The organism is Microvirga sp. 2TAF3 (genome assembly GCF_052114965.1).
Lineage (GTDB): Bacteria > Pseudomonadota > Alphaproteobacteria > Rhizobiales > Beijerinckiaceae > Microvirga.
In genome coordinates this window covers 149,445-164,089 of the sequence record NZ_JBFRFT010000003.1, presented here as the reverse complement: position 1 = coordinate 164,089, position 14,645 = coordinate 149,445, and the positions used below count along the sequence as shown (strand labels likewise).

Annotated in this window: 13 protein-coding genes; 7 read left to right on the top strand and 6 right to left on the bottom strand. The window is 62.2% G+C overall.

Translation table 11 applies throughout. The features are described from left to right. Nucleotides 1-6: 6 nt before the first annotated feature. Nucleotides 7-1,998 carry an RNA polymerase sigma factor RpoD gene (rpoD, locus tag AB4Y97_RS04890; RefSeq protein ID WP_441998006.1) on the top strand — a complete coding sequence of 664 codons (1,992 nt, stop codon included), beginning with the start codon at nt 7-9 and terminating at the stop codon, nt 1,996-1,998. A gap of 217 nt (nt 1,999-2,215) precedes the next feature. Here the strand turns inward: rpoD and AB4Y97_RS04885 are convergent, their stop codons facing one another. Further along, on the bottom strand, nt 2,216-3,001 hold the full coding sequence (locus AB4Y97_RS04885) for a DUF930 domain-containing protein (protein ID WP_441997890.1): 786 nt from the start codon (nt 2,999-3,001) through the stop codon (nt 2,216-2,218). 285 nt (nt 3,002-3,286) lie between these two features. Between AB4Y97_RS04885 and AB4Y97_RS04880 the strand changes: the two genes are divergently transcribed. Both AB4Y97_RS04880 and AB4Y97_RS04875 read left to right on the top strand, forming a co-directional pair. Next, complete coding sequence (locus AB4Y97_RS04880) at nt 3,287-3,688, top strand: CidA/LrgA family protein (protein ID WP_441997889.1); 402 nt, start codon at nt 3,287-3,289, stop codon at nt 3,686-3,688. Beyond that, a complete protein-coding gene (locus tag AB4Y97_RS04875; RefSeq protein WP_441997888.1) occupies nt 3,681-4,403 on the top strand; it encodes an LrgB family protein in 723 nt (240 codons plus the stop codon). Before AB4Y97_RS04880 ends, AB4Y97_RS04875 begins: the two co-directional genes overlap by 8 nt. A gap of 110 nt (nt 4,404-4,513) precedes the next feature. Here the strand turns inward: AB4Y97_RS04875 and AB4Y97_RS04870 are convergent, their stop codons facing one another. Both AB4Y97_RS04870 and AB4Y97_RS04865 read right to left on the bottom strand, forming a co-directional pair. Then, entirely contained in the window at nt 4,514-5,770 is a 1,257-nt protein-coding gene (locus tag AB4Y97_RS04870) for an MgtC/SapB family protein (protein ID WP_441997887.1), read from the bottom strand. Nucleotides 5,771-5,840: 70 nt separating this feature from the next. After that, entirely contained in the window at nt 5,841-6,722 is an 882-nt protein-coding gene (locus AB4Y97_RS04865; protein WP_441997886.1) for a hydrogen peroxide-inducible genes activator, read from the bottom strand. Nucleotides 6,723-6,813: 91 nt separating this feature from the next. Here AB4Y97_RS04865 and AB4Y97_RS04860 point away from each other — a divergent pair, with 91 nt between their 5' ends. The 3 genes from AB4Y97_RS04860 to AB4Y97_RS04850 all read left to right on the top strand — a co-directional run bounded on the left by AB4Y97_RS04860 (nt 6,814) and on the right by AB4Y97_RS04850 (nt 9,949). After that, nucleotides 6,814-8,280 carry a catalase gene (locus AB4Y97_RS04860; RefSeq protein WP_441997885.1) on the top strand — a complete coding sequence of 489 codons (1,467 nt, stop codon included), beginning with the start codon at nt 6,814-6,816 and terminating at the stop codon, nt 8,278-8,280. 152 nt (nt 8,281-8,432) lie between these two features. Beyond that, complete coding sequence (locus AB4Y97_RS04855; protein WP_441997884.1) at nt 8,433-9,392, top strand: cation diffusion facilitator family transporter; 960 nt, start codon at nt 8,433-8,435, stop codon at nt 9,390-9,392. Between the two features lie 80 nt (nt 9,393-9,472). Beyond that, a complete protein-coding gene (locus AB4Y97_RS04850) occupies nt 9,473-9,949 on the top strand; it encodes a YkgJ family cysteine cluster protein (protein ID WP_441997883.1) in 477 nt (158 codons plus the stop codon). Nucleotides 9,950-9,958: 9 nt separating this feature from the next. Here the strand turns inward: AB4Y97_RS04850 and AB4Y97_RS04845 are convergent, their stop codons facing one another. From AB4Y97_RS04845 to AB4Y97_RS04835, 3 genes are read right to left on the bottom strand one after another with little or no spacing between them, the layout of a single operon-like run. After that, nucleotides 9,959-10,843: an efflux RND transporter periplasmic adaptor subunit gene (locus tag AB4Y97_RS04845; protein WP_441997882.1), complete on the bottom strand. Its 885-nt coding sequence runs from the start codon at nt 10,841-10,843 to the stop codon at nt 9,959-9,961. Nucleotides 10,844-10,852: 9 nt separating this feature from the next. Then, nucleotides 10,853-11,062: a DUF1656 domain-containing protein gene (locus tag AB4Y97_RS04840; protein WP_441997881.1), complete on the bottom strand. Its 210-nt coding sequence runs from the start codon at nt 11,060-11,062 to the stop codon at nt 10,853-10,855. After that, nucleotides 11,059-13,128, bottom strand: coding sequence for an FUSC family protein (locus AB4Y97_RS04835; RefSeq protein WP_441997880.1), 2,070 nt, complete (start codon nt 13,126-13,128; stop codon nt 11,059-11,061). Before AB4Y97_RS04835 ends, AB4Y97_RS04840 begins: the two co-directional genes overlap by 4 nt. Nucleotides 13,129-13,452: 324 nt before the next feature. Here AB4Y97_RS04835 and AB4Y97_RS04830 point away from each other — a divergent pair, with 324 nt between their 5' ends. Beyond that, complete coding sequence (locus AB4Y97_RS04830) at nt 13,453-14,634, top strand: MFS transporter (RefSeq protein ID WP_441998005.1); 1,182 nt, start codon at nt 13,453-13,455, stop codon at nt 14,632-14,634. The last annotated feature ends 11 nt before the right edge of the window (nt 14,635-14,645 follow it).

Below are 14,645 nucleotides of genomic sequence, written 5' to 3'. Positions count from 1 at the left end.
CAAAGCATGGCAACGAAGGCAACCGAACGGGATGAAGGCGAGACCGCGGCTCCGGAGCAGCAGAGCGACGGGCCTCTTCTCGATCTGACCGATGCCGCCGTTCGGCGGATGATCAAGCTCGCGAAAAAGCGCGGCTATGTCACTTATGACGAGCTGAACGAGGTCTTGCCTTCCGAGGAGTTCTCCTCGGAGCAGATCGAGGACGTGCTTGGCCAATTGTCCGAGATGGGCATCAACGTGGTCGAGTCCGAAGAAGCCGAGGAAGGCGAGAAGGCCGAGGCGGAGGAGGAGGAAGCCGAAGGCGGCGACCTCGTCGAAGCCTCCCAGACCCGCGCCGTCGTCGTCCGCGAGACCACGGCCAAGGAGCCGACAGACCGCACGGACGATCCCGTGCGCATGTACTTGCGCGAAATGGGCTCGGTGGAGCTTCTCTCCCGCGAGGGCGAAATCGCCATCGCCAAGCGCATCGAGGCCGGTCGCGAGGCCATGATCGCGGGCCTCTGCGAGAGCCCGCTGACCTTTCAGGCCATCATCATCTGGCGTGACGAGCTGGTCGAGGGCCGGGTGCTCCTGCGCGACATCATCGACCTTGAGGCGACCTATGCCGGTCCGGATGGCAAGGGTGCGCCGCGCGAGGATATCGCCGAGGGTGAGGAAGAAGCCGCCGCCGAGGATGGCGAGGGCGCCACGCCGCCGGAAGGCGACTTGGATGACGACGACCTTGAGAACAACGTGTCGCTCTCGGCCATGGAAGCCGAGCTGAAGCCGCGCGTTCTCGAGACCTTCGATTCCATCGCCGACAATTACAAGAAGCTGCGTCGTCTCCAGGTCGAGCACGTGGAGCAGCGCCTGCAGAACAAGCAGCTGACCCCGGCCCAGGAGCGCAAGTACAAGACGCTCAAGGGAGACATTGTTACGAGCGTGAAGTCGCTCTCGCTCAACAACAACCGCATCGAAGCCCTGGTCGAGCAGCTCTACGACATCAACAAGCGGCTCATCTCCCATGAGGGCCGCCTGATGCGCTTTGCGGAGAGCCACGGCGTCGCCCGCGAGGAATTTCTCAAGCATTACCAGGGTTGGGAACTCGATCCCAAATGGGTGCTGCGCGTCTCCAAGCTCGGCGGCAAGGGCTGGAAGGACTTCGTCGCCAAGGGCAAGGACCAGATCCATGACCTGCGCGAGCAGATCCACAATCTCGCCTCCGAGACGGGCCTGGAAATCCAGGAGTTCCGCCGCATCGTCCTGATGGTGCAGAAGGGCGAGCGCGAGGCCCGGCAGGCGAAGAAGGAAATGATCGAGGCGAACCTGCGCCTCGTGATCTCCATCGCCAAGAAGTACACGAACCGCGGCCTGCAGTTCCTGGACCTGATCCAGGAGGGCAATATCGGCCTGATGAAGGCTGTCGATAAGTTCGAGTACCGTCGCGGCTACAAGTTCTCGACCTACGCCACCTGGTGGATCCGGCAGGCGATCACCCGTTCGATCGCCGACCAGGCCCGCACGATCCGCATTCCGGTGCACATGATCGAGACGATCAACAAGATCGTCCGCACCTCGCGCCAGATGCTGCACGAGATCGGCCGCGAACCGACCCCGGAGGAACTGGCCGAGAAGCTCGCCATGCCGCTGGAAAAGGTGCGCAAGGTCCTGAAGATCGCCAAGGAGCCGATCTCCCTCGAAACGCCTATCGGCGACGAGGAGGATTCGCATCTCGGCGACTTCATCGAGGACAAGATGGCGATCCTGCCCATCGACGCCGCGATCCAGTCGAACCTGCGCGAGACCACGACCCGCGTTCTCGCCTCGCTCACGCCGCGCGAAGAGCGCGTGCTGCGCATGCGCTTCGGCATCGGCATGAACACCGACCACACGTTGGAAGAAGTCGGCCAGCAATTCTCGGTGACCCGCGAGCGCATTCGTCAGATCGAGGCGAAGGCGCTCCGCAAGCTGAAGCATCCCTCACGCAGCCGGAAGCTCAGGAGCTTCCTGGACAATTAAGCGGTTTGAAATAGCGAATTTTCGACCCGCATGCTCGTTCGAGCGTTTCGATATGGGAGCGTCCCTTATGGGGGCGCTCCCTTGTTTTTGGGACTCGGCATCAATCGGCTTACCGAGCTCTGAACTGCACGCCTCGCGGATTTTCTACCAATGGACTGCGCAGGGTGGATTGGCAGCGACGGCCGCAGCGCAAGGATGCCGAGGCCAACGCTTCTGTTTAATAGATCTCAGGAAGATTATGAGTCTCCCAGAGTTTTTTCGGGATTGCATCGCCAACCGAAAACTCAAAGGACTGTATCGAGTGACGATCGGCCCCGAATTGGCATTTGAATTTCAGATCGTACCACTGCCGGTCGCTGCGAAATGCAGCGCCATCGGCCAGGACGGTGTTGGTCGTAATCTTCACGTCCGCCATGGCGTAAGCAACGACCCGGTCGGGCTTGAATTGTTTAAGCGCTGCCGCGATCTGGGCCATGGCCTCTATTCCGCATATTTGCTCCAAGCGAGTTCCTTCTTCGAGCAAGGGAAGCACGTTTGCCATCTTCCGGCTGAGCGGATGAGAGAGGACTGCTCCGGAAAGAATCTTCGTTGCGCGGATCGTTACTGAATTACGGGGTTTCTGCTCGGCCGGCGGCGGCTCGGAATGTTTCGCCTCAGCATCGGGAACAGGCTCGGAGCCTGAGCTGGGGGCGGCCTCGGCTCTTGGCGACGGAATAGGGCTTTCATCCAGATTCTGTGGTTTCTCTCTGGGTGCAAGCTCCTCCCATTGTCCCGGCGTCCAGATTTCAACCGACAGGTTCTCTTCAAGGAGTGGAAAGGACCTCTCGGAGGCTGGAAGGATAATCAACGCCCATAACACAAGAGCATGAACGGCGAGCGAGGCCAGGAGGCTCCATTTCTTCGCGTCGGGAAATGTCGGCAGCGTCTGAGCTCTCTTCCATAACGCGGAGTTATTCTTTGGCGCTGATCCTGGAAGGCCCATCGATCCCGGCAATTCTCTCAAGTTTTCGCCGGCTGCCAGAAGCTCCAGCTCATCCTGCCGCGATAATTGTTATTAAGTTTCATTGTAGCAAGAATGCGGCAATCCGATCTGGATTCATCTTCGAGTAATATCAAGTGCTTGGTTGGCTGAACTGTCGGCTCGACGAGCATTCTCATGCAATAGCGGCGTTGCCGGTGCTGACGGTCTGGCATGCGGTACTCGGTGTCCCTTCGCGCTATAACCGATGATACAGAGCGAGAAGAGCCATGTTCCCGCGTGGAGGCCACTTCGCCTTCGAGAGCCATCATGATCGTCAGTCTGACCATAATTCTGTTTTGCCAGCTTCTGGGCGAGGTGGTCGCCCGTGGTTTCGGGTGGCCTGTTCCCGGCCCGGTGCTTGGAATGGTGTTCCTGCTCGTCGGCTTGAGCATGCGTGATCGAGTCAGGAATGTGCTGCCCGAATTCGGGAGGAATCTGGATTCGACCGGCAAGGGGCTTCTCGCCCATCTCTCGTTGCTGTTCATCCCGGCCGGGGTCGGTGTCGTGCAGCGGCTCGATGTGCTGGCGGATTACGGGACGGGTCTTGCCGTCGCGCTTCTCGTCTCCACGTTTCTGACTCTGATCGTGACGGTCCTGACCTTCGTGATCGTGTCCCGGCTGACCGGCTCGTCGATCGAGGCTTCGCATCAGGACAAAGACCATGAGTGACCAGTCCTTCGCCCTCTGGGTCTACCTTTCGCAGACACCGCTGCTCTGGCTCACCGTGACCCTCGGCGCCTATGTGATCTCGGATCGCATCTCTCTGGCGACGGGCCGCCATCCCCTGTGCAATCCGGTGCTGATGTCGGTGATCCTGATCGCCCTCGTGCTGTGGGCGACCGGGACCTCCTATCCGGTCTATTTCGAAGGAGCGAAGTTCGTTCACTTTCTGCTCGGCCCGGCGACGGTGGCGCTCGCGATCCCGCTCTACGACAACCGGCGCATCGTGCTGCGCTCGCTTACGCCCATGGTGCTGGCGCTGGTGGCGGGATCCGTCACCGCGATCATATCGGCGGTTGCGGTGGCGCAGCTCTTCGGCATTCCGCGTTCCATCCTCGTCTCGCTCGCGCCGAAATCCGTCACCGCTCCCGTCGCCATGGGCATCACGGAGACGCTGGGCGGAGACCCGGCGCTGACGGCCATTCTCGTCATGCTCACCGGAGTCATCGGGTCCGTCATGGTAACGCCGCTCATGAACGGCTTGCGCATGACGGATTGGCGGGCGCGCGGCTTCGCCGTCGGGCTCGCCTCGCATGGGATCGGAACCGCAAGGGCATTTCAGGTCAATTCGCTGGCCGGGACCTTTGCCAGCATCGCGATGGGGCTCAATGCCCTCGTCACGGCGCTGCTGCTGCCCTTCGTGCTGCGGCTGTTGGTGAAGTGATCGCCCAGAGCATTTTCAGGAAAAGTGGGAACCGGTTTTCCGTCCGAAAATGCGGCATTTCCTTCCATGCGAGAGCGGGTTCGATCCCATCGAAACCCGCTCTAAGATCCTCAAGACATGCGGAAGAATTGCACCAATCCACCCGTCGCGATGGCGGCGGCGCTGGCGGCGCCGACGATCCAGCCTGCCTTGCGCGTCCCGACCGCGAAGGTCATGCCCGCCTTGACGATGGTGTTCACTGCCGCCGCGATGCCTATGCCGATGACCGCCGCCGTCACGTCGATGCCGCCTAGCGACAGGCGGGAAAAGGACAGGGTGATGGCGTCCACATCTGCGATGCCCGAGAGCGCCGCAAGGATGTTGAGGCCGGTTTCCCCCGCATAGGTTGTCACGACCTTGGCCATGAGGCTGATGGCCACGACGAGGGCGGCGAGCTTGAACGCGGCGCTCAGATCGAGAGGGTTCTTCAATTGCAGCTTAGGGCGCGCCGATTCCGAACTTTGCCTGAACAGCAGAAGGGCCGCCGCGAGGACAAGAACGAGCCCGGCCAAGCCGAAGGTCCAGGCAAGCGGCACGAGAAGGGCGACGTTGATTGCGCTCGCGATGACGATGATCCGCGCGACCATCACGGAGCCCGACAGCAGAATGCCTCCGGCCACCAGGGGACTTGCTGCGGGATCCTCCTTAGCAAGGCGGCTGAGGGTCAGGGTCGTGGCGGTCGAGGAGGCAAGCCCGCCCGCGAGCGCCGCCATGGCGATGCCCGCCTGACTGCCCATGATGCGGATGGCGAAATATCCGACGAAGGAGATGCTGCTGAGGATGATGACGAGAAGCCAGATCGCGGCGGGGTTGATGGCACCCCATGGATCGATGGTCCGATTGGGCAGCAGCGGCAAGAACAGGAAGGTCATTGCCAGAAGGATCAGGGTCGACCTGATCTCCGGCCAGGTCAGCTGTCGCAGCCAGGCATGGAGCGGTTGCTTGAGCGCCAGGGTCAGGGTCACGATCACGCTCGCCGCGACCGCTACCTGAAGATCGCCGAGCACGGCATAGGCACCCAGCGCAAAGGCGAGAAGGGCGGCGACGACGCCGGTGACGCTGAAATTGCGCTCGGTCTTGGCCTCCAGCCAGGCAAAGGCGCTGAAGCCGAGGGCGAAGCCGAGAAAGGACAGACCCAGGAAGACCGGGCTCGTCTCCTGGGCCAGAACCGCCGACACGCCGCCGAGCACGCTAGCGAGCGTGTAGGTGCGCAGGCCCGCCGTGCGCTCTCCCTCGGCTTCTTCGCGCTGCTTCCAGCCGCGCTCCAGACCGATCAGGAGGCCGATCGCGAAAGCGACGGCGAGGCGCAAAAGAGGGTCTCGGATCATGAACGGAAATCCCCGGAAAGTGCAGCGCAACCCCGAAAGGCAGCCTCAGGGCTTCCCACGCTGTGCTTGTTCATGATCGTGCTTCCATCAGCACCTGCGCAAGCGCTTTCGCATCGGTCTTCCGTGAGGACGAGCGGCGCCATGCAAGGCCGATTGTGCGCACGGGCTCCGGCTCGGCGAAGCGGACGAGCTGGACCCGCTCCATCCCTTCGATCTGCGCCGCCATTTCCGGCAGGAGCGTCACGCCATAGCCGTTGGCAACAAGATGCATCACCGTCGAGAGGCTGGAGGCGCCGAAGGCCGCATGGATATCGGGTGATAGGGAACTACAGACGCTGAGCGCCTGATCGCGCAGGCAATGGCCCTCTTCCAGCAGCAGAAGATGTTCGGAGGCGAGATCGGCCGGGTTCATCCGCGTGTCCACCGCATCCGCCCGGGCCTGCCGGGCGACCAGGAAGCGATCCTGAAAGGCGCTGATCGTGTCGAGTTCCGGCCGGTCGATGGGAAGTGCGACGACAATGAGGTCGAGATCTCCCCGGACGAGTTCATCGATCAGGGCGGCCGTCTGGGTCTCCCGGATACGCAGGTCTAGATCCGGGTGATGGCGATGAAGCGCGGGGAGGGCCTTGGGAAGCAGGTAGGGGGCAATCGAGGGAATGATGCCGAGCCGCAGAGGCCCGACCAGCGGCGGCTTCTCCCGGCGGGCGTAATCCTCAAGATCCGCGACGGAGGCGAGGATCGCAGAGGCGCGCCGAGCGATCTCATGACCCTCCGCCGTCAGTGCAATGGAGTTGCGACGGCGCTCGACGAGATGAAGATTTAGGGATTGCTCAAGCTCCTGAATCTGCATGGAAAGCGCAGGCTGCGTCACATGACAGAGCTTCGCCGCCCGGCCGAAATGGCACGTCTCGGCTATGGCAGTGAGATAACGAAGCTGGCGCAGGGTGATCATGGCGATAAATTAAACTGATCGTTGCGTTCAGACAATAAAATTGGACTAACGTAAAGGCATCGGCAATGGTGCGATCCCCAGGAGGACCACCATGTCGAAACCGACCATGACCACGACGGCGGGCGCGCCGATTCCCGATAACCAGAATTCGATTTCCGCCGGCCCGCGCGGTCCGCTGCTGCTGCAGGATTACCAGCTCATCGAGAAGCTGGCTCACCAGAACCGCGAGCGTATTCCCGAGCGCGTCGTGCATGCGAAGGGTTCCGGCGCCTACGGCACCTTCACGGTGACGCAGGACATCACGAAATATTCCAAGGCCAAGCTCTTCTCCGAGATCGGCAAGAAGACCGAGGTTTTCCTGCGCTTTTCGACCGTTGCCGGCGAGCGCGGCGCGGCGGATGCCGAGCGCGACGTGCGCGGCTTCTCGGTGAAGTTCTATACCGAGGAAGGCAACTGGGACGTGGTCGGCAATAACACGCCGGTCTTCTTCGTGCGCGACCCGGTGAAGTTCCCCGACTTCATCCGCACCCAGAAGCGCCATCCGTCGACGAACCTGCGCAGCCCCACCGCCATGTGGGATTTCTGGAGCCTGTCGCCGGAAAGCCTGCATCAGGTCACGATTCTGTTTTCTGATCGCGGCCTGCCGCAGGGCTACCGCTTCATGCACGGCTTCGGCTCGCACACCTACTCGTTCCTCAACGAGGCAGGCGAGCGCTATTGGGTGAAGTTCCACTTCAAGTCGATGCAGGGCATCAAGACATGGTCGAACCGCGAGGGTGAAGCCGTCATCGCTACCGACCGCGAGAGCGCCCAGCGCGATCTCTACGAGGCCATCGAGAAGGGCGATTATCCACGCTGGCGCGTCTGCGTGCAGATCATGCCTGAGACCGATGCGGAGAAGACCCCCTACAACCCGTTCGATCTCACCAAGGTGTGGCCGCATGCGGATTACCCGCTGAACGAGATCGGCATTCTGGAACTGAACCGGAATGCGCAGCACTATTTCGCGGAAGTCGAGCAATCGTCCTTCTCGCCATCCAACATCGTGCCGGGCATCGGCTTCTCGCCCGACAAGATGTTGCAGGGCCGCATCTTCGCCTATGCGGATGCGCACCGCTACCGCGTCGGCACCCATTACGAGGCGCTGCCGGTGAACCGTCCGCGCTGCCCGGTCGCGCATTATCACGCGGATGGCGCGATGCTTTCGGATATCCCGAACCGGGGCGATGCCTATTACGAGCCGAACTCCTTCAACGGACCGACGCAGGATAGTCGCGCCGCCGAGCCGCCGCTCAAGATCTCCGGCGATGCGGACCGTTACGATCACCGCGCCGGCAACGACGATTACAGCCAGGCCGGCGCGCTGTTCCGCCTGATGTCGGACGATCAGAAGGCCCAGCTCGTGAGCAACATCGCCGAGGCGATGCAGGGCGTGCCGCTCGACATCGTCAAGCGCCAGATCGTTCACTTCTACTTGGCCGACAAGGCCTATGGGCTGGGTGTTGCCGAGCGCATGGGCCTGTCGCCGAGCGAAGTAATCACCCAGGCTGCCGAGTAAAGGCCTTCGCCCTGCGCCGACCGCTAGGGCTGACTAAAAAACCTCCGGCCGGAACGCTCGACATGTTCCGGCCGGATATCTGCATTTTCGAAGAGCGCTTTGCAACTGAAGCAAAGACTTGGCCGTTCTGCTTCTGACGAGGCAGGACAGGCATGGCGGCACAGACCTCATCCAGGAAAGTCATCTACGCGGCGCTCATCGGCAATCTGCTGATCGCGATCACGAAGTTCGCGGCGGCGGCATGGACCGGAAGCTCGGCCATGCTGAGCGAGGGCGTGCACTCGCTTGTGGATACGGGCAACGAGCTGCTCCTGCTTTACGGCATGTACCGTGCGGCCAAGCCGCCGGATCGCGCGCATCCTCTCGGCCATGGGCGCGAACTCTATTTCTGGACCTTCATCGTTGCGCTTCTGATTTTCTCGCTCGGCGCGGGCGTTTCTTTCTATGAGGGCATCATTCACATCCGCAATCCCGCGCCCATGGAAAGCCCGGCGATCGCCTATGCCGTGCTGGGGTTGTCGTTTCTGTTCGAGGGCGCTTCCTGGTGGGTCGCTCTGAAGGAGTTCCGCAAGGCGAAAGGGCCGCTCGGCTATTTCAGGGCCGTGCGGGAAAGCAAGGATCCGACCACCTTCACCGTACTGTTCGAGGACAGCGCGGCTCTTGCCGGTCTCGCCATCGCGCTTGTGGGTATCGCGGCCGCACATTTCTTCGACCGGCCGGAGCTCGACGGCATCGCGTCCCTCGGCATCGGCGCCGTGCTTACCGTCACCGCACTGTTCCTGGCCCGGGAGACGAAGGGCCTTCTGATCGGTGAGGCGGCTCATGCGAGGCTGGAGAAATCGATCCTGGCCATCGCGCAGGCGGATCCTGCCGTCGAGCGCGCCAACGGTGTGCTGACGGTGCATCTCGCTCCGAACCAGGTCGTCGCCGCTCTCAGTGCCGAGTTTTCGGACGATCTGCGGACGCCCGACATCGAGGCCTGCGTCACGCGCATCGAGGCGAAGGTGCGGGAGGCGCACCCCGAGATCACCACACTGTTCATCAAGCCACAGAGTGCGGGAACCTATCGGCGCCTGCAGGAAACGGTGGATGACACCTCGGGCCTGGTTTAACGATAGCGTGACGATCTGCGTCTATTGAAACTCCTCACCGACCAACCATGATAACCTAACTGAATTCAAAAGGAGCGCGCATGGCCGAACGGGTCATCAAGGACGATCAGCCTCGCGTCTATTTCGATTGCAACAAGTGCCCGGCCTTCTGTTGCTCGATCTACGAGCGCGTGGCGGTGACGAAGCGCGACATTACGCGTCTGGCGAAGCATTTCGGCGTGTCCTTCGAGGAAGCGCAGCGGCGCTATACGACGGAGTATGACGGCGAGCGCGTCCTGAAACGGGTCAAGGACGTGATCTTCGAGAAGACCTGCACCTTCCTCGACCAGAAGACACGCGGCTGCACGATCTACCACGCGAGGCCCGGCGTGTGCCGCTCCTATCCCGGACGGTCGCGCTGCGCCTATTACGACCTGCTGCGCTTCGAGCGCGTCCAGCAGGGCGACGAGAGCGTCGTGCCGCAGGTCAAGATCATATTCCGCGAAGTCGAGGAAGAGGTTGTGGACGGAGCCGACGGGCCCGAGCAGATCTACGAGTGGGACGAAACCGGGAAATAGGCGCCTCGCTCAAGACCGCGGCGGTGCCGGACGCTCATCGGGCCGCACGACGACCGTCGCCGTCATTCCCGCGCTCAGGCGCACGGTTTCGGGCACGCGGTCCAGCGCGATCCGTACAGGAATCCGCTGGGCAAGGCGTACCCAGCTGAAGGTCGGATTGACGTTGGCGATGAGATCGCCCGAACCCTGCAATATCTCGCGGTCGGCAATCGCCCGCGCGATACTTTCCACATGCCCGTCGATCTCGTCAGGGAAGCCGAGCAATCTCACGCTGGCCTTGTCGCCTTTGCGGAGATTGCGCAGCTTCGTCTCCTCGAAATAACCCGCCACGTAGAACGAATCGCTGTCGACGATGGCGAGCGAAGGCTTGCCCGCCACCGCGTAATCGCCGGCATGGATCTGCAGGTTGGTGACATAGCCGTTGACCGGCGCGCGCACGATTGTCCGGTCGAGATTGAGGCGGGCGGTGTTGAGAGCGGCCAGGGCCTCATCATAGGCCGCTTCCGCAAGGGCGACAGCCGTTTCCGCCTGCTCCCGAGCCTCCACCGTGATGGACGCGCTCGACAGACGCGCGCGCCGGTCGAGTTCGCGGCGGCGCTGCTCCAGTGCCTTCTCCCGGGCCTCCACATTGGCTTCGGCCTGCGCCAGCGCGAAACGGTAGCGCTCCGGGTCGATGACGAAAAGCACATCGCCCTTCTTGATCATCTCGTTGTCCTTCACACGGATCTCGGCCACCGTGCCGGAGACTTCCGCGGCAATCTGGATGACATCCGCACGCACGCGCCCGTCCCGGGTCCAAGGCGTCTCGACGTAAAGCCGCCACGCAAACCAGCCTGCTACGACCGCCAATGCGACGATCAATGTCGTCACGACCACACGGACAGTTCGAGACACGAGCACGGTTCAACGATCCCAATGAAAGACAGCCATGACGCAGCCGGCCAGAACGAGAACATAGAGCGCCGTATTGAAAAGCGCGGGATGCCAGACAAAACGATCGATGCCGATCCAGGTGAGGACTTTGCGTAAGGCGAGCCAGAGCACGGCCGCAACGGCCGCATAGGCCACCATGGGCGGAAGGAAGACGCCGAACAGGTCGATTTCCTTGATCATACGGGCGCCTCCGCACCGAGGGCGGCGGGGAGCGTATAAGGCTGCGCGAGTCCGAAGAAATCCCGATGCCGGTCGAAGGCGCTCCCAATCGCCACCAGTGCCGTCAGCGCATCCACCGTCGCCGGAGACCGATGTTCGAGGAGGGTCTTGACGGCTCGTCCGAGATCGGGCGGCGCAGTCGTGCTCGGCGTCCCATTCTTGAGGTTGCGGAAATGCCAGCCGAGTTCCGCAAGCACGCGATCGATCGCGTGCTTCGCGGTGGGATGCAGCTTTCGCCGGATCGAACGCAGCGCCAGGATATTGAAGCCGATGCGCAAGGCCGTGAGCACGCCGCGCATCATTCGCTGCTGATCGGGCCGCGCGATATCCACGCGGGAGAAGATGGCATTGATGCGGTCGAACATCCGGCTCGCAAACCGGTTCCGGTCGATCCGTGTTTCGGCGAAGGCCAAGGTTTGCAGATCCTTCATGACGCCGCGGCGGATGCGTCTGATCGTCCATTCGACACCGAGCGGACGCAGGATCCGGAACATCAGCACGCCTGCGGCGATGCCGGCGAGAAGAGCGGTTGCCGTATTAATGAAATTCGCGAAGTCGGTCTGCACGGTCGTGTTGGAAAGGCCGAGCAGGGCGACGAGATTCAAGCCGAGCGGCGTCACTTTCGTGCCGGAGCCTGGAAGTGCAAGCAGAACGCCGAAAGGCAGGTAGAACGGTAGCAGCACCATCAGCAGCGATGGAAAACCATCGATGGTGGGAAAGATGGCAAAGAGATAGATCGCCGCCGCTATGGCGGAGATCAAGGTCATGCGCAGGAAATTCGCGGCTGCGGTCGCCGGATCGTCGAGGGAGGCAAGAATGCTGCAGATGACGCCGCTGAAGATGACCGCGGAACTGCCGTGGGGCCAGCCGGATGCAATCCAGAATGCGGACGTGGCGAGAACGGCAGTTGTCGATATGCCGCCTGCGACGAGGGCAAGCGCGACATCCCGATAGCGAGCGGTCGATGGCGCGGCTTCATGCAGCCTCATGCTGCGTCCGGAGAACAGGCTTTCGCGCAAGGCTAGGATGCGCCGCCATGTATCGAGCGCATCGCGCAGGCGCAGCAGGATGTTGCGGACGATGATGCTTCCAGGATCGCGGATCATGTCGTCCAGCGATGGCACTCTTCCTGCAATTTCGGTCTCGAGATTCCTGACGGCAGCCTCGCGAGTCGCGTCGGTTTGAAAAAGATCCTCCCGGTCGAAGAGGTTTCCCACCTCGCTCAGCACAGGCTGCAGGGCTTCCAGTTTCCCGGTTGTGCGGCTTCGCAGCAGCACGATGCGGTCGTTGATCGATACGAGAAGCGCCAGGAGAGTCAGGATCTGCCCCTGCAGGTGGCGCGCCACGTCGCCGGCCGCCCGCACCGAAGGCGTGTCGAAGGTCGAGAAAATCCTCAATGCGTCAAGAGCGATCACATCGGCGATGAGGTTGCGCTGGTCCGCAAGAAGTCTGTCGGGCGGGATTTCCCCCCGCACCATGTCGCCGATCCAGCGTGCGGCGGCGGCCAGGGTAGCGTCCACGGAGGCCTTCAGGGCTTCGCTGGCCGATCTCGGAAAGACGATCTGGCTGACGAGCGTCGCGCAGCCGATGCCGAGCGTGATTTCCAGGCAGCGGCCGACCGCATAATCGAAGGCGGTTTCCGGGGCGAGGGCGGCCGGGATCCCGATGATCGCGGCCGTATAGCCCGATAGCACGGTGCCGTAGGAGGCGGGCGCGTCGCGCAGCAGCACCGACGTGAAGGTGCAGGTCCCGATCCATAGGGCCAGCGTCACGAGGAAAAGCGGCGGCGCCTGCGCGAACAGGCCCACCAGCACGAGCGCCATGATTGCCCCCACCACGGTTCCCGTGACGCGGAAGATCGACTTGGCGACGACCATTCCGGTGATGGGCTGGGAGACCACGAACGCGGTCAGCATGGCCCAGCTCGGTTGGGTCAGGCTGAGCAGGAAGGCGATGTAGAGAGCCAGCATCGCCGCGCCGAAGGTCTTGATCGAGAAAATCACCTCTCGCCAACTCGGCTGCGGCATGAGCGATGGAACTTTCGTTGGGCCTTGAGATTCAGGAGCGGACCCGTCCCGGCAAGAGGACGGAGTCCTCAAGATTCACTTAGAGGAGGGTGCGGGAAAGCCCAGGCTTTCGAAGCGGGATCGCATGTTTTCGTGAGATCCGGCGGGTCGGGGATGCCTACCCGGCAACCCAGCATTGCGTAATCAAGTGGAGAGATAGGGGCTTTTCTGGTCTATAGCCGACTGCAAGAATGCTCCAATCGAGGCTGAACGTCCCCTCGGCCTCTCGAAAAGAATGCCATGGACACGAAATCGCCGATCATTCCCGCAACGCCCGTTCGCACCATGGCAGATGGAGTGACCGTTCCGATCCTGGCGGCGATCAGCTTTTCCCACTTCCTGAACGACCTTATCCAATCGCTAATCCCGGCGATCTATCCCATTCTGAAAGTTGCCTATCAACTCGATTTCGGACAGATCGGGCTGATCACACTCACCTTCCAGCTCACCGCCTCGCTGTTGCAGCCGATGGTGGGCTACTACACCGATAAGAAGCCGCGCCCGTTCTCCCTCATCGTCGGCATGGGTTTCACGCTGGTCGGCCTGCTCACCCTCTCCCGCGCCAATTCCTATCCGCTCCTGTTGCTCGCCGCGGCTTTGGTGGGCATGGGCTCCTCCGTCTTCCATCCGGAATCCTCCCGCGTCGCGCGATTGGCCTCGGGAGGGCGGCATGGTCTGGCGCAGTCGATCTTCCAGGTCGGCGGCAATGCGGGCACCGCCATCGGCCCGCTGCTCGCCGCCTTCATCGTCGTGCCTTTGGGACAGCCCAGCATCGCCTGGTTCTCCGCCGTCGCGCTTCTGGCGATGATCATCCTGTCCCAGGTCGGGCGGTGGTATCGAGACAAGCTCGTCGCCTTGCGGGCCAAGCCGCGTTCGGCGGAGATCAGATCTGCCCATTCGCGAAAGCGGATCTTCTGGTCGATCACGATCCTGATGCTGCTCGTGTTCTCGAAGAACTTCTATACGGCGAGTATCACCAGCTACTTCACCTTCTACCTGATCTCGAAGTTCCAGCTTTCGGTGCAGGATGCGCAGCTGCACCTGTTCATCTTCCTCGGCGCCGTGGCCGCGGGCACGGTCCTCGGCGGGCCCATCGGCGACAGGATTGGGCGCAAATATGTGATCTGGTTCTCGATCCTCGGCGTTCTGCCCTTCACCCTGATCCTGCCCTACGCCAACCTCTTCTGGACCGGCGTGCTCAGCGTCGTCATCGGCCTGATCCTGGCCTCGGCTTTCTCGGCCATCCTCGTCTATGCGACGGAGCTGGTGCCGGGACGGGTGGGCATGATCGCCGGCCTGTTCTTCGGCCTGTCCTTCGGGATGGGAGGCCTGGGCGCCGCGATCCTGGGCGAGCTGGCCGATTGGACGAGCATCGAGACGGTCTATCGCGTCTGCTCGTTCCTGCCGTCCATCGGGCTTCTCACGGTGTTCCTGCCGCATGAGCGGCCGAGAGGCCACATCTCGTAAAAGCCCGACTT

Excerpts from the sequence above, each read along its gene's own strand:
- AB4Y97_RS04860 (WP_441997885.1), top strand. The coding sequence starts at position 6,814 with ATGTCGAAACCGACCATGACCACGACGGCGGGCGCGCCGATTCCCGAT.
- AB4Y97_RS04835 (WP_441997880.1), bottom strand. The coding sequence starts at position 13,128 with ATGCCGCAGCCGAGTTGGCGAGAGGTGATTTTCTCGATCAAGACCTTC.
- AB4Y97_RS04850 (WP_441997883.1), top strand. The coding sequence starts at position 9,473 with ATGGCCGAACGGGTCATCAAGGACGATCAGCCTCGCGTCTATTTCGAT.
- AB4Y97_RS04875 (WP_441997888.1), top strand. The coding sequence starts at position 3,681 with ATGAGTGACCAGTCCTTCGCCCTCTGGGTCTACCTTTCGCAGACACCG.
- AB4Y97_RS04855 (WP_441997884.1), top strand. The coding sequence starts at position 8,433 with ATGGCGGCACAGACCTCATCCAGGAAAGTCATCTACGCGGCGCTCATC.
- rpoD (WP_441998006.1), top strand. The coding sequence starts at position 7 with ATGGCAACGAAGGCAACCGAACGGGATGAAGGCGAGACCGCGGCTCCG.
- AB4Y97_RS04830 (WP_441998005.1), top strand. The coding sequence starts at position 13,453 with ATGGCAGATGGAGTGACCGTTCCGATCCTGGCGGCGATCAGCTTTTCC.
- AB4Y97_RS04880 (WP_441997889.1), top strand. The coding sequence starts at position 3,287 with ATGATCGTCAGTCTGACCATAATTCTGTTTTGCCAGCTTCTGGGCGAG.
- AB4Y97_RS04870 (WP_441997887.1), bottom strand. The coding sequence starts at position 5,770 with ATGATCCGAGACCCTCTTTTGCGCCTCGCCGTCGCTTTCGCGATCGGC.
- AB4Y97_RS04840 (WP_441997881.1), bottom strand. The coding sequence starts at position 11,062 with ATGATCAAGGAAATCGACCTGTTCGGCGTCTTCCTTCCGCCCATGGTG.
- AB4Y97_RS04865 (WP_441997886.1), bottom strand. The coding sequence starts at position 6,722 with ATGATCACCCTGCGCCAGCTTCGTTATCTCACTGCCATAGCCGAGACG.